The organism is Allomuricauda sp. NFXS6, from assembly GCF_040148835.1.
Lineage (GTDB): Bacteria > Bacteroidota > Bacteroidia > Flavobacteriales > Flavobacteriaceae > Flagellimonas.
The window spans coordinates 1-22,705 of sequence record NZ_JAGEMG010000005.1 but is presented as its reverse complement, the minus strand read 5'-3'; the positions used below and the strand labels follow the sequence as shown (position 1 = coordinate 22,705).

Annotated in this window: 22 protein-coding genes; 6 read left to right on the top strand and 16 right to left on the bottom strand. The window is 38.9% G+C overall.

Annotated features, from left to right (window positions below; all coding sequences use genetic code 11):
* Positions 1-39 precede the first annotated feature (39 nt).
* From J4E06_RS08780 to prfB, 3 genes are all read right to left on the bottom strand, one after another.
* Positions 40-525: a hypothetical protein gene (locus tag J4E06_RS08780; protein ID WP_349523663.1), complete on the bottom strand. Its 486-nt coding sequence runs from the start codon at positions 523-525 to the stop codon at positions 40-42.
* Between the two features lie 68 nt (positions 526-593).
* On the bottom strand, positions 594-935 hold the full coding sequence (arsC, locus tag J4E06_RS08775) for an arsenate reductase (glutaredoxin) (protein ID WP_349523662.1): 342 nt from the start codon (positions 933-935) through the stop codon (positions 594-596).
* Positions 936-949: 14 nt separating this feature from the next.
* Positions 950-2,051, bottom strand: a protein-coding gene (gene prfB / locus J4E06_RS08770) for a peptide chain release factor 2 (protein WP_349523661.1) whose coding sequence is annotated in 2 segments (ribosomal slippage) — positions 950-1,987 and positions 1,989-2,051 — 1,101 coding nt in all. Because the reading frame shifts where the segments join, the coding sequence is not laid out codon by codon here.
* 224 nt (positions 2,052-2,275) lie between these two features.
* On the opposite strand from prfB, the gene J4E06_RS08765 reads away from it, so the two are divergent.
* From J4E06_RS08765 to J4E06_RS08755, 3 genes are all read left to right on the top strand, one after another.
* Complete coding sequence (locus J4E06_RS08765) at positions 2,276-4,678, top strand: zinc-dependent metalloprotease (RefSeq protein ID WP_349523660.1); 2,403 nt, start codon at positions 2,276-2,278, stop codon at positions 4,676-4,678.
* 8 nt (positions 4,679-4,686) lie between these two features.
* Entirely contained in the window at positions 4,687-5,712 is a 1,026-nt protein-coding gene (locus tag J4E06_RS08760; protein ID WP_349523659.1) for a threonine aldolase family protein, read from the top strand.
* 535 nt (positions 5,713-6,247) lie between these two features.
* Positions 6,248-6,541, top strand: a complete 294-nt coding sequence (locus J4E06_RS08755) for a GIY-YIG nuclease family protein (RefSeq protein ID WP_349523658.1) — start codon at positions 6,248-6,250, stop codon at positions 6,539-6,541.
* 423 nt (positions 6,542-6,964) lie between these two features.
* Here J4E06_RS08755 and J4E06_RS08750 read toward each other — a convergent pair whose 3' ends face one another.
* Positions 6,965-7,291 (bottom strand): YbaB/EbfC family nucleoid-associated protein, encoded by a 327-nt coding sequence (locus J4E06_RS08750; protein WP_062787423.1) that lies wholly within the window; start codon positions 7,289-7,291, stop codon positions 6,965-6,967.
* Between the two features lie 174 nt (positions 7,292-7,465).
* On the opposite strand from J4E06_RS08750, the gene J4E06_RS08745 reads away from it, so the two are divergent.
* The 3 genes from J4E06_RS08745 to capB all read left to right on the top strand — a co-directional run bounded on the left by J4E06_RS08745 (position 7,466) and on the right by capB (position 12,101).
* Positions 7,466-9,604 carry a S9 family peptidase gene (locus J4E06_RS08745; RefSeq protein ID WP_349523657.1) on the top strand — a complete coding sequence of 713 codons (2,139 nt, stop codon included), beginning with the start codon at positions 7,466-7,468 and terminating at the stop codon, positions 9,602-9,604.
* A gap of 71 nt (positions 9,605-9,675) precedes the next feature.
* Positions 9,676-10,716, top strand: a complete 1,041-nt coding sequence (gene capA, locus J4E06_RS08740; protein ID WP_349523656.1) for a cysteate synthase — start codon at positions 9,676-9,678, stop codon at positions 10,714-10,716.
* Between the two features lie 125 nt (positions 10,717-10,841).
* Positions 10,842-12,101: a cysteate-C-fatty acyltransferase gene (gene capB, locus J4E06_RS08735; protein ID WP_349523655.1), complete on the top strand. Its 1,260-nt coding sequence runs from the start codon at positions 10,842-10,844 to the stop codon at positions 12,099-12,101.
* A 26-nt stretch (positions 12,102-12,127) separates the two neighbouring features.
* On the opposite strand, the gene J4E06_RS08730 is transcribed toward capB, so the two are convergent.
* The 12 genes from J4E06_RS08730 to J4E06_RS08675 all read right to left on the bottom strand — a co-directional run.
* Positions 12,128-12,958, bottom strand: coding sequence for a hypothetical protein (locus J4E06_RS08730; protein ID WP_349523654.1), 831 nt, complete (start codon positions 12,956-12,958; stop codon positions 12,128-12,130).
* Between the two features lie 97 nt (positions 12,959-13,055).
* A complete protein-coding gene (locus tag J4E06_RS08725; protein ID WP_349523653.1) occupies positions 13,056-13,634 on the bottom strand; it encodes a zinc-binding metallopeptidase family protein in 579 nt (192 codons plus the stop codon).
* A gap of 309 nt (positions 13,635-13,943) precedes the next feature.
* Positions 13,944-15,470 carry a carbon-nitrogen hydrolase family protein gene (locus J4E06_RS08720; protein ID WP_349523652.1) on the bottom strand — a complete coding sequence of 509 codons (1,527 nt, stop codon included), beginning with the start codon at positions 15,468-15,470 and terminating at the stop codon, positions 13,944-13,946.
* Positions 15,471-15,617: 147 nt separating this feature from the next.
* Positions 15,618-16,718 carry a transporter substrate-binding domain-containing protein gene (locus J4E06_RS08715; protein WP_349523651.1) on the bottom strand — a complete coding sequence of 367 codons (1,101 nt, stop codon included), beginning with the start codon at positions 16,716-16,718 and terminating at the stop codon, positions 15,618-15,620.
* Between the two features lie 140 nt (positions 16,719-16,858).
* Positions 16,859-17,596 (bottom strand): DUF6090 family protein, encoded by a 738-nt coding sequence (locus J4E06_RS08710; RefSeq protein WP_349523650.1) that lies wholly within the window; start codon positions 17,594-17,596, stop codon positions 16,859-16,861.
* Positions 17,597-17,633: 37 nt separating this feature from the next.
* Positions 17,634-17,942 carry an EthD family reductase gene (locus J4E06_RS08705; protein ID WP_349523649.1) on the bottom strand — a complete coding sequence of 103 codons (309 nt, stop codon included), beginning with the start codon at positions 17,940-17,942 and terminating at the stop codon, positions 17,634-17,636.
* 229 nt (positions 17,943-18,171) lie between these two features.
* The gene (locus J4E06_RS08700) at positions 18,172-18,639 is read right to left on the bottom strand and encodes a hypothetical protein (RefSeq protein ID WP_349523648.1); all 468 of its coding nucleotides are present in this window, start codon (positions 18,637-18,639) and stop codon (positions 18,172-18,174) included.
* Between the two features lie 87 nt (positions 18,640-18,726).
* The gene (locus tag J4E06_RS08695) at positions 18,727-19,194 is read right to left on the bottom strand and encodes a DUF1905 domain-containing protein (RefSeq protein WP_349523647.1); all 468 of its coding nucleotides are present in this window, start codon (positions 19,192-19,194) and stop codon (positions 18,727-18,729) included.
* A gap of 195 nt (positions 19,195-19,389) precedes the next feature.
* Positions 19,390-20,730 carry a serine hydrolase domain-containing protein gene (locus J4E06_RS08690; RefSeq protein WP_349523646.1) on the bottom strand — a complete coding sequence of 447 codons (1,341 nt, stop codon included), beginning with the start codon at positions 20,728-20,730 and terminating at the stop codon, positions 19,390-19,392.
* Positions 20,731-20,852: 122 nt separating this feature from the next.
* Positions 20,853-21,389 (bottom strand): helix-turn-helix domain-containing protein, encoded by a 537-nt coding sequence (locus J4E06_RS08685; protein WP_349523645.1) that lies wholly within the window; start codon positions 21,387-21,389, stop codon positions 20,853-20,855.
* 218 nt (positions 21,390-21,607) lie between these two features.
* Positions 21,608-22,135, bottom strand: coding sequence for a hypothetical protein (locus J4E06_RS08680; RefSeq protein WP_349523644.1), 528 nt, complete (start codon positions 22,133-22,135; stop codon positions 21,608-21,610).
* Between the two features lie 188 nt (positions 22,136-22,323).
* Positions 22,324-22,705 (bottom strand): hypothetical protein (locus J4E06_RS08675; RefSeq protein ID WP_349523643.1); only part of this gene is annotated, 382 nt, incomplete at its 5' end.

The following is a 22,705-nucleotide window of genomic DNA, read 5'->3' as shown; positions in this document are numbered from 1 at the left end:
AACAACGTAATTGAACCTGCGAATGACCTTAAAGAATTGTTAATCCTTGTTCTTCTTCTTTTTCTTCTTCTTTTTCTTTTTGGCCTTAAATTGATTTTCTTGGAGTTCCATAAAGGCTTCGTACTTGTCTTCGGGCAGACCGGCCTTTAATTCTTCGTCTTGTCGACGTTTTATTTTCTCGACTTCCTCTTTCATCTTAAGAGGTTCCAACTGCAATATCTGGAGCTCTATTCGTTGTTGAACGGATTGTATCAATGAGGTACGCACCACCGCTTGCTCAAATGGGTCCAATCCGATGGCTTCGGAGATGGCCGGCATTTGCTCGTCCACAAGTTCCTCTGCTGTTGGCGGGGTTTCATCTTTTTGGCTGTCCACTGGTTGTGCTTGCGGTATGGAGGTACGGCCCTTACCGTACATACTGCGATTGCCATATGGAGATCCATAACCGTATTGGGCCGAAATATCATTGATGAACAAAATGCCCATCAACAAACTAATATAGAGGAGAGTCTGCTTGCTTTTCATACTTCAAAGATACTGTTTAGGTTGAATTTGTCGGGATATTCGCTGTTAAATCTAATTGGTTATCAGAATTATAACAGCTTTGAAATAGACTCAGGAGGTCTACCGACCACGGCTTTTTTTCCATTCACCACAATGGGGCGCTCTATCAATTTTGGGTTTTCGGCCATCGCGGTGATCACCTCATCATCGGTCAGGGTTTTGCCCTTGAATTTTTCTTTCCAGATAGCTTCGGTTTTACGAACCAGATCTATTGGGGATATCCCCAAATATTCAATTAAAGTTTTTAAATCCTCTTTACTGGGAATATCGTCCAAGTATTTCACAACTTCAAATTCCTTCCCCGATTTTTCCAAAATCGCCAATCCTTCCCTGGATTTTCTGCATCGCGGGTTGTGGTATATTTTAATCATGATTATTTCGATTTTTATTCTTGTTCTTCTTTTTGTCCCATCATCATAAGATAGGCTTTTAAAAACGCGTCCAAATCACCGTCCATTACAGCATCCACATTCCCGGTTTCTTCACCTGTGCGCACATCTTTCACCAATTTATAAGGATGCATCACGTAGTTACGGATTTGTGAACCCCATTCAATCTTCATTTTCGAGGATTCTATTTCGGCTCGGGCCTCTTGCTTTTTGCGAAGTTCTATTTCATATAACTGTGACTTCAGCATTTTCATGGCCGTGGCCCTATTATCGTGCTGTGAACGGGAATCGGAACAGGATATTTGGATTCCCGTGGGCTTATGTACCAACTGCACCTTGGTTTCTACCTTGTTCACATTTTGTCCTCCAGCGCCACTGGAACGGGCTGTTGTAATCTCAATATCTGACGGATTTACCTCAATTTCGATGCTGTCGTCCACCAGCGGATACACATAAACCGAGGCGAACGAGGTATGCCTTTTGGCATTGCTATCAAAAGGAGAGATGCGCACCAAACGGTGCACCCCATTTTCACCTTTAAGCCAACCAAAGGCATATTCGCCTTCAATTTCCAAGGTAACGGTTTTGATTCCGGCCACGTCGCCTGCTTGGTAATTGAGCTCTTTTATTTTGTAGCCGTTTTTTTCGGCCCACATCATATACATACGCATAAGCATGGATGCCCAATCGCAACTTTCCGTACCTCCGGCACCTGCCGTTATCTGAAGAACGGCTGTAAGTTCGTCGCCTTCGTCCGAAAGCATATTGCGGAACTCCAGCTTTTCAATCGCCAGCTGGGCTTTGTCAAATTGTTTTGTTACTTCCTCTTCGGAAACCTCACCTGCCTGTTGAAACTCAAGGAGCACTTCAAGGTCGCCGACCAAAGTTTTGGCCTCCTCAAAATCTTCCACCCAATTTTTCTTGAATTTGATGGATTGCATTTGCTTTTGCGCTTCTTGTGGGTTGTCCCAAAAACCGGGAGCGAGGGTTTTTTCTTCCTCGTTCTCTATTTCAATGCGTTTGGCATCAATGTCAAAGATACCTCCTTAACGCACCAAGGCGCTCAATAAGATCTTTCTGATGATCTGTAGTTACCATATATAATATTTTGGGTAAAAATAAGTTTCTTTCCGCAGATTACCTTAGGTAAAGTAGAATACTATTATTAAAATAATCACATCAAAATAATAGGGTTAAAATAAAAATATGTAAAATTCACGAATCAATTTTATCAATTTGAGTTTTACATCCAGTTATAGCTTTTGGCTATCGATTATTAAAAATGAATTCCATATTTTTAGGAACAATATTTCAACCAGATTATGAAGAACACAACTACCCTCATCACTTTGTTTTATTTTGTTTGCGCTTCGTTGGGAGCACAAACCTTTGAGAAGACCAAAGACTTTCAGAAGTTCAACGGTTACTTCAATTTTTTCTATGATGATTCAACCGACAAAATTTACCTTCAGGTGGATGAGCTTGAAAAGGAGTTTCTATACGTATATGCCCTAAGCAGTGGCATTGGCAGTAACGATATTGGCCTTGATCGCGGACAGCTGGGCAACGAGCAAGTGGTTTTTTTCCGCAAAGCGGGAACTAAATTGCTTTTAGTACAGCCCAATCTTGAATTTAGGGCCATTACCGACAACGAACTTGAAAGCAAATCCGTAGAACAGGCCTTCGCCAAATCTATATTGGAAGGGTTTAAAATTGAAGAGGAATCCAAGGGCAGTTATCTTATAGATTTTACTGATTTTTTAATGCGGGATGCCCACGGGGTTTCCAATAGATTGAAACGTGCAAAGCAAGGATCTTACAGCTTGGATAAATCCAAAAGTGCTTTGGCGTTTGACCGTACCAAAGCATTTCCCAAAAATGTGGAGTTTGATGTAACCCTTACCTTTAAAGGGGAACCAGAGGGCGCATGGATTCGTTCGGTCTCCCCAACAGCAAGTTTGGTGACCGTGGCCCAGCACCATTCATTGATAGCGCTTCCGGACGATAATTTTGAGAAGAGGCTGTACGACCCACGAAGTGGAGGATACCCCTTCTCCTATTATGATTATGCAACCCCGGTAGAAGAATCGTTGGTAAAAAGATTTATAAGAAGACACCGTCTTAAAAAGAAGGATCCCAATGCCGAAGTAAGTGAAGCAGTAGAACCAATTGTATATTATTTGGACAACGGTACCCCAGAACCAGTACGTTCGGCTTTATTGGACGGCGGTAAATGGTGGAACCAGGCTTTCGAAGCTGCCGGATACAAAAATGCGTTCCAAATGAAAATGCTTCCGGACGATGCCGACCCCCTCGATATTCGCTATAATGTAGTGCAATGGGTACACCGTTCCACAAGAGGATGGAGCTATGGAGCCAGTGTTGTTGACCCACGAACCGGGGAAATCCTAAAAGGGCATGTAAGTTTGGGAAGTCTTCGCATCCGTCAGGATTTTATGATTGCCCAGGCATTAATGAACCAGCCTTTTGAAGAAAGAGACGATAACTACAAACCTATGTTGGAATTGGCCTTGGCTAGAATTCGTCAGCTTTCTGCGCACGAAATAGGACATACCCTCGGATTTGCCCACAATTTTGCCGCAAGCACCAATAATAGGGCTTCCGTAATGGATTACCCGCATCCACAGTTCGAGTTGAAAGGTGGCGAAATAAGTTTTGAAAATGCCTACGATACTGGTATAGGTGAATGGGACAAGGTAACCGTGGCTTATGCCTATTCAGACTTTCCCAATGGCACTAATGAACAAGACGCATTGAATGCCATTTTAAAGAAAGCCCAAGACGACGGGTTGCGTTATATTTCCGACCAAGATGCCCGCCCAAAAGGGGGAGCACATGTATTGGCACATTTATGGGACAACGGTAAAAGTGCTAGCCAAGAATTGGAAAATATGTTGGAAATACGAGAAAAAGCCATTGAAAACTTTTCTATAGATAATATCAGAACAGGTGAGGCCTATTCTATTTTAGAGGATGTTTTTGTTCCTCTGTATTTCTTCCACAGATACCAGACCGAGGCCGTTTCCAAGGTTATTGGTGGCTTGGATTACAATTATGCAGTTAAAAATGGTGGTCAAACACCTGTAAAACCGGTCGATCAAGCTGTTCAAGAAGCAGCAATGGAATCCATTCTAAAAACACTGGACGCCGAGGTGATTGCGGTTCCTAAGGACAAATTAGACCTTTTTCCGCCAAGAGCCATCGGTTTTAGCCGCTCCAGAGAATCCTTTAAAGGAAGAACAGGTGTAAGTTTTGATGCCCTTTCGGTTGCAGAAACGGCTGCAGATATGACCTTGGAGTTGTTGTTGCACCCAGAGCGCGCATCTAGACTGATTCAGCAAAAAAGTTTGGATAAGGGTCAAATGGGTTTAAAAGAAGTTTTGGATGAAACCATTAAGGGTACATTCGACCTTTCTCATCGCGATGATTACGAAGCAGAAGTACAAAACACCATCAATTTTAGAGTACTTTACCACATTATGAACTTAGCTGCACATAATAAGGTGCACCCACAGGTAAATGCTGTTGCCAACCAGGCGTTGAACGATTTGAAGACGGAATTGTTGAGCGATGGCAAAAATGCTATTTCTGCTGAAATGGTAAAGCGAATCGATGCTTTTATGAAGAAACCATCAGAATTCAAACTTATTCCAGTTTCCACAATTCCGGACGGTTCGCCCATTGGTATGGACTGCATGGACTAAATATTTTTATGGAGATAAATTTAATAAGTGACACTGTCACAAGACCTTCAACGGGAATGTTGGAGGCCATGATGAATGCGAAAGTAGGGGACGATGTATTCAAAAATGACCCTACGGTAAATGAATTGGAAGCCAAGGTGGCCGAGTACTTTGGTATGGAAGCCGCACTATTTTTCCCAAGCGGCACTATGACCAATCAAACGGCGATAAAAATTCACACCAATCCCGGTGATCAGTTGATTTGTGATAAATATGCGCACGTCTACAATTACGAAGGGGGAGGCGTCAGCTTCAACAGTGGTGTTTCCTGTAAATTGGTAGATGGTGACAGAGGGATGATGACCGCCGAACAAGTGGAGGCCTCCATAAACCCACCTGATTTTTATCACAGCCCATTGACCTCATTGGTTTGCATAGAAAACACTACGAACAAAGGCGGTGGAGCCTGTTGGGATTTTGAGGAGTTGAAAAAAATCCGAAAAGTCTGTGATGAGCACAATCTAAAATATCATTTGGACGGTGCCCGACTATGGAACGCCTTGGTGAAAAAAGGCGAAGACCCAAAAGCTTACGGAAAATTGTTCGATACGATCAGTGTATGTTTGAGCAAAGGCATGGGGTGTCCTGTAGGGTCCGTTTTGGTGGGCAGCAAACAAGATATTGACAAAGCAATACGAATCCGAAAGATATTTGGAGGTGGTATGCGTCAATCGGGTTATTTGGCCGCAGCAGGCATCTTTGCACTGGAAAATAATGTGGAACGATTGGCGAAAGACCATAAAAAGGCCAAAGAAATAGGGGAGGTGCTTCAATCTTTGGATTTCATTAAAAAAGTGGAACCCATCGAGACCAATATCATCATTTTTGAAATAAATGAGAACAAAATGTCATCCGAAGCCTTTTTGGAGCAATTGACCAAAAATCAGGTGTCCATCATTGGGATGGGGCAAGGTAAATTACGCATCGTCACCCATTTGAACTATACCGATGCGATGCATCAGCATTTCTTAAAAGTTTTGAAAAGTATTGGGTAATAACATGTAGTTCTCGATACGCTTCGCACTCGAACTGACAATTAATGTCACTTCGAGTGGTTTTGGCGAAGCCAAAATTGTATCGGGAAGTGATTCGGTCTTTGTCAAGAAAATGGTCTCACAAAAAGGTTCTCGATACGTTTCCTGCGGAAACACTCGAACTGACAAATTACAGCAACAATGTCATTTCGAGTGGTTTGGGCGGAGCCAAAAATGTATCGAGAAGTGATTCGGTCTTTGTCGTGAAAATGGATTGCAGAAAAAAGGTTCTCGATACGTTTTCCTCGTTCAGAATACTCAGAAAACACTCGAACTGACAAAATAGAGTCGTGATGTCACTTCGAGTGGTTTTGGCGAAGCCAAAATTGTATCGGGAAGTGATTCGGTCTTTGTCAAGAAAATCGGTTGCACAAAAAGGTTTTCGATACGTTTCCTGCGGAAACACTCGAACTGACATATTTTATTTGAATTGCCATTTTGAGTAACTTTGGTGAAACCCAAATTTCACCAAAAAATCAATCAATGGACAATCCATATGAGAAGCTACTTTGTTTATATCTTAAAATGTTCGGATAATACTTATTACACAGGAATAACTTCCGATTTAATGGGAAGATTGGAATCTCATCAAAAAGGAAAATATAGAGACAGCTACACATATTCCCGTAGACCTCTTGAACTGGTATACCATTGTAAATTTTCCGACCCCAATACTGCTATTATAACAGAAAAGCAGATAAAAAAATGGTCCAAAAAGAAAAAAGAAGCCTTGATTGCAGGTGAATTTGACAAGCTTCCCAATTTATCCAAGAAAAATTTTAGTAAATAAGCAGTTCTCGATACGTTTCCTGCGGAAACACTCGAACTGACAAATTACAGCAACAATGTCACTTCGAGTGGTTTGTAGAAAAGGGTTATCGATGGATTTCCTTTGTGCAAAGCACTTCGGAAAACTGACTAAATATAACTACAATGTCACTTCGAGTGGTTTTGGCAAAGCCAAAATTGTATCGAGAAGTGATTCGGTCTTTGTCAAGAAAATCGGTTGCACAAAAAGGTTCTCGATACGTTCCTGCAGAAACACTCGAACTGACAAATTACAGCAACAATGTCACTTCGAGTGGTTTTGGCGAAGCCAAAAATGTATCGAGAAGTGAATCGGTCTTTGTCGTGAAAAAGGATTGCAGAAAAAAGGTTCTCGATACGTTTCCTCCGTGCTCACACTTCGGAAACACTCGAACTGACATAGTCATTACTTCATAAAAGCATCCATCCCGGGAATATTCGGCATACCCTCTTTGGCTACGGCTGCCAATTCAGCTTCGTTTACCTTGGTAGCTTTTTCAATGGCTTTATTTATCGTAAGTAATAGGTAGTCTTCCAATTGCTCTTTATCATCCAAAAGCGAATCATCAACATAAATGGACTTTATTTCGCGGTTCGCGGTAAGCGTCACTTTGAGCAGTCCATCGGAGGATTCTTCATCAATCATCACGGTGTTCAAGCGTTCCTTTGTGGCTTCCACCTTCTTTTGGGTTTCTTTTATTTTACCCATCATTCCCATAAGATCTCCAAACATAACTTCAATTTTTTTAATTTTTCTTAGATGTGATTCTTGCTCGTCTTTCACTTCAAGCGCAGTCGATACGATTTTTTGCTCTTCCACTGCGTTCAGGGTGACAAAACTCGTGTAAGCAGGCTATATTTATCAAACTTAAGGTCAAAAGTAGTAAATTGGCTAAAATACCGATCTATGAAACATTCTATTTCAAGAATTTCTATTCTGGTTTTATGCCTTATTTTTGCGACCGCTTGCAAAAACAATAAAGAAGAATCCATGAGTATAGCTCCCCCGGTAGCACCCAAACATCCTACCCAACTAGAGAAACACGGAGATGTTAGAATCGATGATTATTACTGGATGAACAATAGGGAAGACCAACAGGTTCTTGATTATTTGAACGCCGAGAACGAATATTATCAAAAAATGACCGCCCATACCAAGGAGTTTCAAGAGAAACTTTTTAAGGAGATGAAGGGAAGGATCAAGGAAGATGATTCGTCTGTTCCTTACAAATTGGATGGGTATTGGTACATTACCCGCTATGAAGAGGGCAAGGAGTATCCCATATATTCCAGGAAAAAGGAAAGCTTGGATGCCGAAGAAGAATTGTTGTTCGATTGCAACGAAATGGCCAAAGGCCACGAATACTTCAACTTGCGTGGTGTTTCCATAAGTCCGGACAATACCATGGCTTCCTTTGGAACGGACACCATTTCCAGAAGGCAGTACAACATTCAGGTTAAAAACCTAAGATCAGGTGAAATTTACCCTGATATTATTGAGAATACAACGGGAAGCGCTGTTTGGGCCAACGATAACACCACGCTATTCTATACCAAAAAAGACCCGGTAACCCTACGTTCCGATAAAATTTTTAAACACGTACTGGGAACATCTTCAGAAGATGATGAATTGGTTTTTCATGAAAAGGATTCTACTTACAACACCTTTGTTTACAAGACCAAATCCAGAAAATATATCGTAATTGGATCTAGTAGTACGCTGACATCGGAATATAGAATTTTGAATGCAGACGATGCTGAGAGCGAATTTAGGGTGTTTTCCCCACGAGAAAAGGGGGTAGAGTATGGCATATCACATTTTGAAGGTGATTTTTATGTGTTGACCAATAAGGACAAGGCCACCAACTTTAAGTTGATGAAAACCGATGAGAGCAATACCTCCTCAGAGCATTGGGAAGAATTTATACCGCACCGGGAAGATGTTTTGTTGGAAGATGTTGAGATTTTTAGGGATTATTACGTGCTTACAGAGCGCAACAATGGCCTCAATCAAATGAAGATAGCCAGATGGGACGGTTCCGATAGTTACTATTTACCTTTTGATAGTGAAACTTACGTTGCTGGACCCTCTGTCAATTTAGATTTTGACACGAAAGTACTCCGCTATTACTACAACGAAATGGGCGTTCCGTTCGCCATCATCGATTTTGATATGGAAACCAAAACCAAAACCGTTATGAAGCAGCAAGAGGTTTTGGGAGGTAAGTTCAATAAGGATAATTACAAAACAGAGCGCTTGTGGGCCACTGCCAGGGATGGTAAAAAAGTCCCTATTTCGGTAATCTATCATAAAGACACTCCCTTGGATGGAACCAGTCCGTTATTGCAATATGGTTACGGTTCTTACGGTGCTACCATCGACCCTTATTTTTCATCCATACGATTGAGCTTGTTGGACCGTGGATTTATCTATGCCATTGCCCATATTCGTGGTGGGGAATATTTGGGGAGGCCTTGGTACGAGGATGGAAAGCTGTTCAATAAGAAGAATACGTTTACCGATTTTGTTGATGTTTCCAAATATTTGATTGACCAGAAATACACCAGTCCCGAGCATTTGTACGCCATGGGGGGCTCTGCTGGTGGACTTTTAATGGGAGCCGTTATTAATATGGCGCCAGAACTGTATCACGGAGTTATTGCGGGAGTTCCTTTTGTGGATGTGGTCACCACCATGTTGGATGACACCATTCCATTGACCACCGGAGAATATGATGAATGGGGAAATCCCAATGACAAGGAATATTACGATTATATTAAATCCTATTCCCCTTATGACAATGTAGAGGCCAAGGAATATCCTAATATGTACGTATCCACCGGATTGCACGATTCGCAGGTGCAGTATTGGGAACCGGCCAAGTGGGTGGCTAAATTACGGGAATATAAAACCGATGACAACCTCTTGTTTTTGGATACCAATATGGAAGCAGGACATGGTGGTGCATCGGGTAGATTTGAGGCTTTAAAGGAAACCGCAAAGGAATATGCGTTTATTTTAGACCTTGAGGGCAAAGCCCTTTAAAAATAAAATGTTACATTTGCATGGAACATTGCTCTTAGTGTTATAGGAATGTTCCCTACCTAATACCAGTTATGAAGACACAGATAAATGCGCACAGCAATATCCTAGACCTAATTGGAAGTACCCCCTTAGTTAAGCTAAATAGAATTACCGCCCCACTTACTGGAAATTTTTATGCTAAGTTGGAATGCTTTAATCCTGGGCACTCTGCAAAAGATAGAATTGCGATTCATATCATTGAAGAGGCCGAGCGAAAAGGTATTCTTAAGCCGGGTAGCACCATTATAGAGACCACATCGGGTAATACGGGCTTTAGTATCGCCATGGTGAGTATTGTTAAGGGATATAAATGTATTTTGGCCGTAAGTTCAAAATCATCCCCCGACAAAATAGATATGTTACGCTCCATGGGGGCCAACGTTTATGTTTGCCCGGCCCATGTTAGTGCCGATGACCCACGTTCGTATTACGAAGTGGCCAAACGTTTGCACAGCGAAACACCGAATTCCATTTACATCAATCAATATTTTAATGAGCTTAATATTGATGCTCACTATTCCAGCACGGGACCCGAAATTTGGGAACAGACCAATGGTCTAATCACCCATTTGGTAGCTTGTAGCGGAACAGGGGGAACTATATCCGGTATCGCTCGTTATTTGAAAGAGCAAAACCCAGATATTAAAATATTAGGGGTTGATGCTTATGGTTCAGTATTGAAAAAGTATCACGAAACCGGAGAGTTCGACCACAACGAGGTGTATCCTTACCGAATTGAAGGATTGGGGAAGAACCTAATCCCGGCAGCCACCGATTTTAATAGTATTGACAGGTACATCAAGGTAACGGATGGCGAAAGTGCCCATATGGCCCGTAAATTGGCCCATACCGAAGGTATTTTTGCTGGTTATACCAGTGGTGCAGCGACTCAAGCCTTATATCAATTAAATACGGAAGGGGAATTTACCGAGGACAGCAACGTGGTTGTGGTGTTCCCAGACCACGGTTCAAGGTACATGAGCAAGGTCTACAGCAACGAATGGATGGAAAACCAAGGGTTTTTCGATATCCAAAACGCAGAAATACCAGAAGAAATCAAGTATATTAAATAAACCAGTACCCTATAATACCTCAAAAACGGCAATGAATTTTTTATTGCCGTTTTTTTATGTGCATATTTCGTTATGCAAGGTTCATAAAAATCTATACTTTTGCATTTGAATTAATACTAAGGTAGATGAGAGATTTATTCGATAGAATCATTGAGAACAAAGGACCTTTAGGAAAGTGGGCTTCGCAGGCTGAAGGCTATTTTGTTTTTCCAAAATTAGAAGGACCTATTTCCAATAGAATGAAGTTTCAAGGAAAAGACGTGATAACGTGGAGTATCAATGACTATCTGGGTCTTGCCAACCTACCTGAAATCAAAAAAGTGGATGGAGAAGCTGCTTTGGAGCATGGTGCGGCTTATCCAATGGGTGCTCGTATGATGAGCGGTCACACTGATTTTCACGAACAATTGCAGAACGAATTGGCGGAGTTCGTCCATAAAGATGCCGCTTATTTATTGAACTTCGGGTACCAAGGATTTATGTCGGTAATCGACGCTTTGGTGTCTAAAGATGATATTATTGTGTACGATGTAGATTGCCACGCTTGTATTATTGATGGTGTTCGTTTGCATATGGGCAAGCGTTTTACCTTTAAGCACAACGATCCCGAAAGTTTGGAAAAAAACTTGGAGCGTGCCACCAAATTGGCCAACGAAACCGGAGGAGGAATCCTGGTGATTTCAGAAGGTGTTTTTGGCATGCGGGGCGAGCAAGGAATCCTTAAGGAAATCGTGGACCTTAAGAAAAAATATCAATTCAGGCTTTTAGTGGATGACGCCCATGGTTTCGGAACATTGGGCAAAACAGGTGCTGGAGCAGGAGAGGAGCAAGGAGTACAAGACGAAATCGACGTGTACTTGGCCACTTTTGCCAAGTCCATGGCCAGTATCGGAGCCTTTGTAGCTGCGGATAAAGAAATTATAGAGTACTTGAAATACAATCTTCGCTCTCAGATGTTTGCTAAGTCCTTGCCGATGGTATATGTAAAAGGAGCCCTAAAGCGACTTGATATGCTTCGTACCATGCCCGAACTTAAAGCAAAACTTTGGGAAAACGTGAATGCCCTTCAAAATGGGTTAAAGGAACGAGGGTTCGATATTGGTACTACTACCAGTTGTGTAACGCCCGTTTATTTGAACGGTAGTATTCCAGAAGCCATGGCCTTGGTGAAGGATTTACGTGAAAATCACGGAATCTTCTGTTCTATTGTGGTATATCCAGTAATCCCAAAAGGTCTGATTTTACTTCGATTGATTCCGACAGCGACCCATACGATAACAGATATAGAGGAAACACTGGTTGCTTTCTCGGCCATTAGGGAACGTTTGCAAAATGGTACTTACAAAAGACTTTCTGCGGCAGTTGCAGCGGCAATGGGAGAATAAGCAAAGAAATTTATATTAAAATATAATTAGTTGCAGCGGACTTTGTTCCGCTGCAATGCGTATTGGGTGTTTCCGCGTCGCCATCTTCCTTGGCGAACTTCATTTGCATTGAATGGATTTAAACTGGTATCCCCATTGTAATATTTTAGATATACCGCAGGTTGACCTTGATAAGAAACCAATTGCCAAGTACCCGAATTATTGCCGTAAGAAGCTCCTTGGGCATTTCCGCCATAATTGCCTTCAATACTGAACGAACCATCCGTATTCATGGCAAAGGTGCCATTGGCACAAAAATTCACGTAGGTGATGGAACTTGCCATACTATCGTTGACATAAGAAGTACGCTCATAAAACACCAATTGACTCCCGGCAATGATGTTCAGAAGCCCTTGGTTATCCAATTCTGGATATTGGGTTGAAAGGTTGTTTTGAGTCGGTGGCGAAGTGGCAGATTGCATACCGGTATTGTTTCCAACAATCCCTGTATTGGTCTTCATATAAGGCGTTAAATCAAAACTGCCCAGATTGTGCAAGTCTGAATATTTGTAAAACGGCTCATTGTATCCTGTGGCTCGGACACGCATATTATTTCCAGAAAGGGTGGCTTCGAAGTCCATTGGACCATCCAATCCATATAGTTCACCATTGATTTTATTCATCGATCCGGTTGCCCTAATGGCAAAACTGGCCCCAACGGCAGCAAGCATACCGTGGTATTCGTCTCCTACTCGTTTAAATTGGATGGAAATACTGTTGGATCCGTTAACAAAGGTTCCAACAAAGTCAGCGCTTTGACCCAAAACGCTCCATCCAGAGAGCAGTATTGTAGTTAAGGTGAGTACAATCTTCTTCATAGCCAATGGTTGAGCTACTAAAACTATCAAAAACCAAGTTGCTTCGCAATAAAATTAGATGTCTGACACCAACATTATGTTTTTGGTCATGTCGATTTTACTGATTTAGCCGTTCCACCAATAATGACGAAAATAGATTCACCCCGGTTTTTATACAGCTTTCGTCCACGGCAAAGTTTGGCGAATGCATTTGCGCAATTATGCCTTTTTCGTAATTGGAACCTCCCATAAAAGAGTATACGCTGGGTACCTTAGGCTGAAAAAATACAAAATCGTCGCTTCGTCCATCGGCAACAACGCCATACATTCTAAGCACCCTGTCCTTTCCGTAAATTCCCGATAACCGTTCCAAACCGGCATTGACCAATGCTTCGTTATTGTCCAAAGTAGGGAATACGTTCACCAATTCAGCATTTATGAATTTATCGGCATATTTGGATTCACCTATTTGTGTTTTAAGTTTCGGAACCGCGGCATCCCGCTGTTTTTTATCGCTAAAACTTAAAAAGGTACTTATTACGATCTTATTTTCAGTTTCCGTAACGGGGTAGTTGTTCTTTTCTACCGTTGTAAAATTATTGTAGATTGATTTTGGTGCCGCAATCCCTATTTCTGGGTCGCCCATGTTCTGCATGTTCCAAAATTTACTTTCGGGAGCAACGTTCTCAAGGCTCATTAGCTGTTTTTTCGTAAAGGCAATCAAGGCTTCATTGTCCGTTGTTACGAATGACTACTCCTTTGTTTTTTTATAGCTAAAGTGTTGAGTGCTATCGTTCTTAATTGATTTAGCCTAGGTGAGTATTGAATGGTAAAGGGTTCTCCATCATTCCGATTTACCAAAATAAAACCAAGTTAGTGGTACAATAAATGTGGTGATGGTCACCAAAACCTAGGGTCTGTAGATCTACGTGTTCTTACTTTGCTTAGTCTATTCAAATTTGATGTAACCACTTCTTGATACCGAATCTTTAATAGCCGATGACACTTATCTTTTTCTTAGTTCAAATAGGTCTTTTCGTCTATCCTTCAGGTTTCTTACACTTCCAAACTGATGAAGCTCTCTCAACAGGTCGATATCCAGATCGGCAATCAAGATCATTTCCGTGTTGGGTGTGGCCTCTGCTTTTATACCGTTGGTCGGAAATGCAAAATCACAGGGAGTGAACACCATGGATTGTGCATATTGAATATCCATATTGTGCACATTTGGTAAATTGCCCACACTGCCCGCAATGGCTACGTAGCACTCATTTTCAATCGCTCTTGCTTGTGCACAATGCCTTACCCTGGAATAGCCATTTTGTGTATCTGTCAAAAATGGCACAAAGAGTATGTCCATTCCTTGGTCCGCGAGCAGTCTGCTCAACTCCGGAAACTCCGAATCGTAACAAATGAGCACTCCAATTTTACCGCAATCCGTATCAAAAACATTTAATTGTTCGCCTCCTTGCATGCCCCATACCTTGGCTTCATCGGGTGTCACGTGCAATTTTTCGTAGCGCTCCACCGTACCATCCCTTTTGCAGAGGTAACCGACATTATAGAGCTTATCATCCTTGATTTCGGGCATGCTTCCAGCTACAATATTGATATTGTAGGAAATGGAGAAGTTGGAAAACTTTTGTACAATCTCTTTGGTATGTTTGGCCAACTCCCGAATTGCTTCCGCTTCCGATAAATGATTGTCTTTGGCCATTAAGGGCGCATTGAAAAACTCCGGGAACAAGGCAAAATCCGAACGATACCCAGCAACCGCATCAATAAAGTATTCTGCCTGCTGCAGCAAGGTTTCAATATCTTTATAGGGTCTCATTTGCCATTGGATCAAGCCCAGCCTTACCACTTTTTTCTTTATAGCTGCTTTTTTTGCCGATTTTTCATAGTAGATATTGTCCCATTCCAACAACACAGCAAATTCTTTGGAGGAGGAGTCCCCCTCTAAATACCCTTTTAGGATTCGGGCAGGGTGAAAATCATTTGATATTTGAAAATTCAGTACAGGGTCGTGGATTTCCTTGAGCTTAACTTTTTCAATGTATTCTTTTGGACTCATTTTATCGGAATACCGATGGTAATTGGGAATACGGCCTCCAAAAGCGATACTTCTCAGGTTCATTTTTTCACAGAGGTCCTTTCTATAGTCATAAAGTCGCCTGCCCAGTCGCAGCCCTCTGAATTCAGGTTTGATGAACACATCTATGCCATATAGGACATCGCCATCCGGATCATGAGAATCAAAAGAATAATCCGAGGTGATTTCCCGATAGGTGTGGTTGTCATCAAATTTGTCATAATCAACAATTATGGACAGGGCACAACCGGCTATTTGGCCATTTACCTTTATTACCACTTGGCCTTCGGGAAATTTATCGAGCAATGAAAGTATGTGGCTTTCCTTCCAATAGGCTTCGGGCATTGAGGAGTAGGCCAATTGCATGGCATCTTTTATCTCCAAATAATCTTCAATTTGGAGGTATAATAATTCAATCTTATCTATGTCGCTTAATTTCATGAGCAATAATTGGTGGGCTTACTTATTTTAAAGATACTAGATTGCGGGTACTAATCTTTAGAAATTTTGGACGGAATTGATTTTATACAGGTGCAGCTTTGTTCTTTTTTTCCGGCATCGCTAAATTAGCCTTCCTTCATAACTTTTTTATTCCAGGCCACTTTCGGAAAGGAGCACTTTCCAATCCATTTTTTCAATATTGTAAAGCATCGAATAATTTATGGCTTGGCTGAGGGAATCCGGTAATTGTTTGCTTAAGCCAAAGGCATAGAACTGAGGATTGTATTTGATATCGATCAGGTCATACTTTGAAAGCGTGTCATTGTTCACTATGGCTTGCAGTGCGGGGCGGTCGTGAGCAATTGCTTCTATTTTTTCTTGGTCCAATGCATTCAGTAGTTCCTCCATGGTTTGAAACTCTTTCTTGTTGGTGAAAAAGTTGTTCCTCATCCATTCGCTCGTAACCGAGTTGGTTATCGTTCCTACGGTTTTATTTTTGAAATCGTCTATCTTACCATTGGATGAACTAATATTATTGACCGTTAAAGAAGATGCGATACTTGCAGTAAATCCTGAGATAATGATAATGGCGGTAAACATCCAAATCAGTGAAATGATCCTTCCCCCCGTGGTTCTAGGCGATTTGTCCCCATATCCTACGGTGGTCATGGTTACGGCGGACCACCAAAAACCTTCCCAAACCCCCTTGATGCTATTATCGAATTCCTCGTGATTTTTGTTTCTCTCAAATACCCAAATCAGAATACCGAATATGAGAATTACGAACGCAAGTGCCCCCAATGCACGCATAAAGTTCACCGAAAAGAATGATTTTACAAATTGCCAGGACTTTTGAATCGGTGTCACTTCGTTTTGTAGTATAGAGGCATGAGCGATATGATATGGAGATGTAAAATCTATGACTTGAGATCTTTCCGCAGTAATGGTCAACGGAGACAGGCTTACGTCTATTTTATCCTTTTCAAGCCCCGATAACAGCTCCTCGAATGGAAGTGCTATGTACTTGTACTGTATGTCGTTGTCGTTGGCGATATTTTCCCACAACCAAACAGAAGGTCCGGAAAGACGGTTATTTTGTAATTCCACCACAAAAGGAGGTTCTAGATTATAGCCAACTCTCAAGGTATCCTTGGATGAGGCCATGTTTAAAATGGGGGATACTAAAAACAAAAGAACAATAATTTTTTTAGGCATATTCACTGTTTCCGGGGTTCTATTATGTGGCATTATAACGAGAGTCTAAATACATTTAATTTTTGGTTGGCACAGACTTTAGCAATTCCAAATGGATTCTAGCCTGTGCTGAGCTTGTCGAAGCATAGTCGAATCCGCCGTAATTGCGGTTATACGTTGTTGTGCTTTCGTTATTAATCTCTAATCTCCTCATCTAGCAGTTTTAATATCTCATAATTCTTTGCCTGCACTTCAATTAATGCCGGAATCAATTTATTTCTTATAATATTAATTCTATTTACCGTATTATTCTGATGTTGCGGATCTCTTGCCCAGCCAAGAAAATCTGACTTATGTGGTTCAGATATACCTAATAAGGACTTGTCAAGCCTTAAAATAGAAGTATATTGTTCACCTAAGGCTCTGTGCTTATTTATCACAATATCTCTATTAACATCCTCAAATTCTTTGTATGCCGCAAATGTACTCGGGTAGGTAGAAAGTTTCTTTTTTAGAAGTTCATTTTGAATTATTCCAAAAATATCGGTATTAATAACGGCTTTTAACGTACCATCAATCAGATTTAATTTCCCATAGTCGGAAACATCAAATTTGTAGATAGAATCTGTGAGAGCTGGTACACTGGGACCTAGATGCTTTAAATACGAATATAGTTCATCCAAATGATATTTGTGCACGGCTAAGCTTCTATCAATAATACTCTGATTTGCTAAAAAATCCTCTTTTAGATTCTCAAGAACAATTTGCTCTTTGTTTCGTCCCTTTCGATTTTCATTCCAATTATTAATTGACAGAGCAATCAGTATCCCGATTACCACAAGCACAATTTCCCCAATCGCATATTTTAGATACTTTCCAGTTTTGCCTTCAGAAAGTAAGTTTTGTCTAATTTTCCTATAGAATTTTATCATTGGTTAGTGATTGGTCTTAAAAATAGTGACCTGTTTTTTAACTTAATTTTCCAATTAAGATTGTTGGTGCACCTCCTGTTGAAATCCTATTTGCATCTGCTGCAACTTCTTGCATTCCTGATGAAGACATTACTTCATTTAATGCCTCAAGCGAATCAAAAGGCATTGTAAACATTTGATAAAAAGGTGGCTTACCTTCTGGTCCTTGTAAAAATTTAGTTATTGTATAAGGTTTTACATCGTTGGGTATTCCTGTTTTCTCGTGAAGTAATTTAATATGAGCAGAATATTCTGATTCAAATTTTTCTACATCTGTTGGTTGTGGATAAAGTACTATTAGATTCATAATTTTTAAGTTTGATTTTATACCTACTCTTGTCGGTTTTCGGTGTCCCCTTTTTCACTCGTTAGTGGTTCGTCGTAATGACGCACAACGTCCCGTATAAAAACAGTGCGAGCTGGCAAGCTTGATTGTCCGCAGGACAATCAGGCGCTGCAAGCAAGCCCAAAATTTTGATTTGAAAATAAATTAAGCATTGTTTTTATATTTTGTTGGTAGCTGGCTTTTTTACCCGTTATTGCTTTTTTGTCAGATATCTTATTTCCTCAAGAAATTCTAAATCTTTGACTATTCCCCCCATCATACAGATGCTGGTCCTGATTTTTCCTTTATCATCATAATTCCCGAAAAAGATATAACTATAACCGATCTCATATAATCTGTCACAATTAGTCCATTCTGTCTGATAATTGAATTTCCCATCTATTAAGTGATCATTTATATCACCTTTAAAATTTTCAATAATTTTAAAAATAGGTTCATAACCGCCTTTATTTGCATAGTCTTTCCCGAAGGTGGAATATTTGACATTTTCTGCGTAAACAGGATCATTACGGTCGTCCACGGCAACAACAGATCCATAAAAAATTATATCCGCGTCCTTAACCATCTCTTCCATTGATTTAGTTTGAATACATTCACAGGCGTAAAGTCCGCCAGAAAGGAAAAGAAAGATTAGTAATATTTGAAATTTAAATTTCATATTAGTTTTTTTCAGCTTGCTGCCAACGGTTGGGTATAACCGTCAGTTGCGGTTATACATTGTTGGCAGTAGTGTTTTTCCACTCACTTATATTCGTTTACCTTCAAGGTTTTCAATTGCATTGATTATTTTTTCCGCTTTTTGGTCGTCCGTTGCAACAGTCCAGATTTCATTTAGAATTTCTGTCTGTTCTATTTTCTCCAGTCGTTCAAAAATTTGCAAAACTTGTGCATCTTTAAAGCACTCCAAAATTTCAGAATTATCATTCGTTCCGGTTTGATTTTCGAGATATAATGTCACAATTACAGTATCTCCTCCATCTTTGTTTATTGCGTTTCTAATTTCTGAATTAACAGACATTTTTTTGTCCGAATTTTTTACTGGTCCTAAATTCTTATTCTTTATTTCATAACCATCTATTGTCCCAGACACTTTCAAATCGCCCCATTTTCCTTTGATATTTTTTGTGTTGGGGACTATCAATTGATAAGTCCAAGCTCCATTTCCTGGAATATATTGAAGGGTTAATTTTTCATTTTCAACAATATAATTCATTTGTTTTTCAATCTTTCAATGGTCTTTAAATTTCGATTTTGTTCGTTTTGTTTACATTACTGCCAACGGTTTGAATATGGTGCGTTTGCCATTTCAACGCTCCAAACTTTCAATTTACTACTATGTTTATTAATTGCTATCATCTTTAATTTTAGCACTATCTGCCAAATGCACTATATTTTTTGTTGTACACAGTTATTCTTTTATGTACTTGCCTTTAAAATTACCTTGTTCAAATGTTAAATGGTCACCATCAGAGGAAAACATAAATGATATAGATTCCCCATACATTTGTTCCATAACAAATCGGTTATTTCCTTTGTAAATAAGAGGTTCCTTAAATTCTCCTTTTATAATATGAACTAAAGTAGTTTCATCCTGGATAAAAACCACTTTATCCTTTTTGTCTTTTTCATAAACATATGTTCCAACAAATCTTTCAACTTCGGTTTTTGATAATTCTATTATAGCATCATTAAAGTATAATTTAAGGATTTCTATATATAAATCATTAATATCAACTTTAGCACCATTTGAAATTAACGTAAAAGCTAAATCTTCTTTAGGAAAGTAAATTGAAGTAGACCTAAATTCATCTAAATGCCCTCGATGACCAAATCCTTTTCGGTCAGTAATTTTGTATTGAAAAAGCCCCATTCCATAATTGTCTTCTATGGTTTTCATTAAATCTAAACTTTCCGTTGAAAGTAATTTACCTGTAAATAAGGCGGTCATAAACTTATTTACATCTTTTGGGGTTGAAACAATTGAACCACTTCCAATAGTTATAGACATATCAGTTTCTACGAATTTTGTCTGTTTTTTAGAAAAGCTGTAGGAATGGGATTCGTTGTTATTTATGTTTATTTGTTTTCCAGAATATGTGTCTTCTAATACTAATGGTAAAGTGATTTTCTCCTGTAAAAGTATTTCATATGGTTTGTTATATTTTTTCTCAAGGATTTGTGATAATAAGAAATAATTAGAATTACTATACTCTCCTTGAGTGTTAGGCTCAAAATCACTTTCATAATTTGATATTATTGAGAGCATATCTTGGGACGATTTATATTGTGTTCTATACTCAAAGAATTTTTTATCTCTTGTATAATCATGAATACCACTTCTGTGTTGAAGTAAATTGGCGATGGTAATCTTGTTAGCATTTTTTATATTGGGAAAGTACTTCTCTATAGTCTCATTGAAGGATAATTTATTTTCTTCAATGGCTTTAAAAATTAATGCAGCGGTAAAAGTTTTTGAAATAGAACCAATTCGATATTTAGTATTTGAATCTGCTTTCTTTTTAGATTCAATGTCACTATATCCGATGGTTTTTGAGTAAATGGATTTCCCTTTATGAGACAATTCTAAACTTCCCATAAATTCTCCATTTTTCTCATAAACAGTTAAGAGACTGTCTGTTTTTAAGGTAAAATTTTTGGGATTTTTCTGATTTAAAGAATTGTTTTTATTTTTTTCTTTACAAGAATAAATTAATAATACTGAAATTAATAATAAAAAGGATGTTCTCATTTTTTTTGATTGATTTGATGAAAAATTGACTATTGATTAAATAATGCTACAAATATCAAAAAATGTCAAATGGTAAATGAAAACAACAACCCGACAATATAGCGTCAATTTGCTGACAGAATTTATATGATGCTGTAATTCAGTGTAATATGAAGCCGTTTGTTTTTGCCAATTTCCATAGCATTTCTAAGAACAATATAGATATTAATAAGCATACAGATAAAAAATATAAAGAATGGTAACTGTTCGTTTAGTAGAAGTTCTTTCTTAAGAATTTCGGTTGTAAAAAATAGAGAAACAGAAATTATCGTCCACAAAATTTGAATAGAAATAATTTGTTTCGTAATAATATTTTTTTCCTTTTTGAGATGCACGATTAATAAAGGAATTAAAATATTAGCAAGGGGGATAAGGAATGATAGAGAAGATAAATTTATTAGTTTAATAAGAGGGTAGTTGTATTGATTTCTTTCTTTAGAGGTTTCATTTAATTCTGAAGGATCAATATTTAAAGCTAAAGCAATGGCTTTAAGTGTATGGCCCTTAAGATTTGCTCCAGATTCGATTCGTTGTATAGTTCTTACAGATATACCTGATTTTTCGGAAAGCTCACTTTGAGTGAAGTTTAGTTTTTCTCTATATTCAATAAGTTTAGACATTATTTTAAACTATTAATTTTAGTATTGGCAGATTTCCATAATTGTGTACAACGTCCCGTATAAAAACTGTGCGAGCGGGCGAGCTTGATTTTCCGCAGGACAATCCGCGAAGCAAGCGAGCACAGAGTTCCAGTTCAAGACTGATTTTAGCATAGTTTTTATATAATGTTGGCAAACGTTTTATAAGTCGATAATCGCGATATTATAAATTTAAAATATTATCCGGGGAAAAATCCAAGGCCAGCATTTTCTATAGTTAAACGAGAAATTTTCCTTTGCTCATTACTATTAGCTTTTTCAAATATTACATCTTCAAGCAAAATATCTAAACTATAAAAGGTTTCGAATTCTGTTATTTCAATATCAGAAACTGATAATTTTATAGTGCCTGAAATTGCGTTCCACGAACTTATTAAATTAGGTCCATCGTCAATAACAACGTCATTGCAAAAACTACTTCGAATAGAAGCGTCAAAAATGGTTATAGTACTATATAAATCATTATTTGGTAAAGAAAATGTTTTGTATTCTGAACTTAGTTCCAATTCTTCTCTTCCTTGACCATGAATATTTAAGGAGATTTCAAAATTCTCCGGTTCAAGAAATTGTTTAACTGAAAAATCGGCACAGCTCAATACTTCTCCATTGAAATTCAATTCCTCAGGTAGAGTTATTTCATTATTATCATCATTGCTACAACTTAATAATATGGTCGATATTAATAAACTAAAAAGTAATTTTTTCATTATTAAGTTTAATTAAAATTGAAATAGTTGACTTCTCTGTTGAAATGTTTGCCAACGGTCTCGGCTATGAGTAGTTGCGTGGTTTAGCACTTAACTTCGCAAGTACACACCAAGTTGGAAATTCCGCAGGAATTTCCAAAGTAGGCGAGAACAAGCAATTACTTATAGCCATTGTTGCCAGTAGTTTTTTATTCAGTTATTATTTGTTCGTTTATTTTTTCCGCAATTAACGAATCAACGATTACTTTACTTTTCACTTTAATTTCAAGATAGGAAACCAATTCATATCCATCTTCTCGGTTATAAGAGTCATATTCCTCAATTTTCTCAACAATTCCATTTCTGCCATAATAGTATTTAGTCTTTTCTTCCAATCCATCTTTTGTCAATTGTAATTCTTCGATTTCAATCAAACGACCAAGATTGTCATAAGTTCTAATTTCTTTTTTTGAGTAATCTTTTCCGTCATTATAATATGTCTGAAATAGGCCAATTCTTTGACTGTCAGAATAAGAATAATTCGTTTCCCAATTCAGTTTTCCATTATAAATCTGCTGTAACTTTAAAAGA

What these genes read in the sequence shown, in the direction of transcription:
- J4E06_RS08705 (WP_349523649.1), bottom strand. Translation starts at nt 17,942, where the DNA reads ATGAATCTAATAGTACTTTATCCACAACCAACAGATGTAGAAAAATTT.
- capA (WP_349523656.1), top strand. Translation starts at nt 9,676, where the DNA reads ATGAAGACACAGATAAATGCGCACAGCAATATCCTAGACCTAATTGGA.
- J4E06_RS08720 (WP_349523652.1), bottom strand. Translation starts at nt 15,470, where the DNA reads ATGAAATTAAGCGACATAGATAAGATTGAATTATTATACCTCCAAATT.
- J4E06_RS08690 (WP_349523646.1), bottom strand. Translation starts at nt 20,730, where the DNA reads ATGAGAACATCCTTTTTATTATTAATTTCAGTATTATTAATTTATTCT.
- J4E06_RS08765 (WP_349523660.1), top strand. Translation starts at nt 2,276, where the DNA reads ATGAAGAACACAACTACCCTCATCACTTTGTTTTATTTTGTTTGCGCT.
- J4E06_RS08695 (WP_349523647.1), bottom strand. Translation starts at nt 19,194, where the DNA reads ATGAATTATATTGTTGAAAATGAAAAATTAACCCTTCAATATATTCCA.
- J4E06_RS08700 (WP_349523648.1), bottom strand. Translation starts at nt 18,639, where the DNA reads ATGAAATTTAAATTTCAAATATTACTAATCTTTCTTTTCCTTTCTGGC.
- J4E06_RS08730 (WP_349523654.1), bottom strand. Translation starts at nt 12,958, where the DNA reads ATGAAGAAGATTGTACTCACCTTAACTACAATACTGCTCTCTGGATGG.
- J4E06_RS08715 (WP_349523651.1), bottom strand. Translation starts at nt 16,718, where the DNA reads ATGCCACATAATAGAACCCCGGAAACAGTGAATATGCCTAAAAAAATT.
- J4E06_RS08755 (WP_349523658.1), top strand. Translation starts at nt 6,248, where the DNA reads ATGAGAAGCTACTTTGTTTATATCTTAAAATGTTCGGATAATACTTAT.
- J4E06_RS08780 (WP_349523663.1), bottom strand. Translation starts at nt 525, where the DNA reads ATGAAAAGCAAGCAGACTCTCCTCTATATTAGTTTGTTGATGGGCATT.
- J4E06_RS08710 (WP_349523650.1), bottom strand. Translation starts at nt 17,596, where the DNA reads ATGATAAAATTCTATAGGAAAATTAGACAAAACTTACTTTCTGAAGGC.
- J4E06_RS08745 (WP_349523657.1), top strand. Translation starts at nt 7,466, where the DNA reads ATGAAACATTCTATTTCAAGAATTTCTATTCTGGTTTTATGCCTTATT.
- J4E06_RS08685 (WP_349523645.1), bottom strand. Translation starts at nt 21,389, where the DNA reads ATGTCTAAACTTATTGAATATAGAGAAAAACTAAACTTCACTCAAAGT.
- J4E06_RS08725 (WP_349523653.1), bottom strand. Translation starts at nt 13,634, where the DNA reads ATGAGCCTTGAGAACGTTGCTCCCGAAAGTAAATTTTGGAACATGCAG.
- J4E06_RS08680 (WP_349523644.1), bottom strand. Translation starts at nt 22,135, where the DNA reads ATGAAAAAATTACTTTTTAGTTTATTAATATCGACCATATTATTAAGT.
- capB (WP_349523655.1), top strand. Translation starts at nt 10,842, where the DNA reads ATGAGAGATTTATTCGATAGAATCATTGAGAACAAAGGACCTTTAGGA.
- J4E06_RS08750 (WP_062787423.1), bottom strand. Translation starts at nt 7,291, where the DNA reads ATGTTTGGAGATCTTATGGGAATGATGGGTAAAATAAAAGAAACCCAA.
- J4E06_RS08760 (WP_349523659.1), top strand. Translation starts at nt 4,687, where the DNA reads ATGGAGATAAATTTAATAAGTGACACTGTCACAAGACCTTCAACGGGA.
- arsC (WP_349523662.1), bottom strand. Translation starts at nt 935, where the DNA reads ATGATTAAAATATACCACAACCCGCGATGCAGAAAATCCAGGGAAGGA.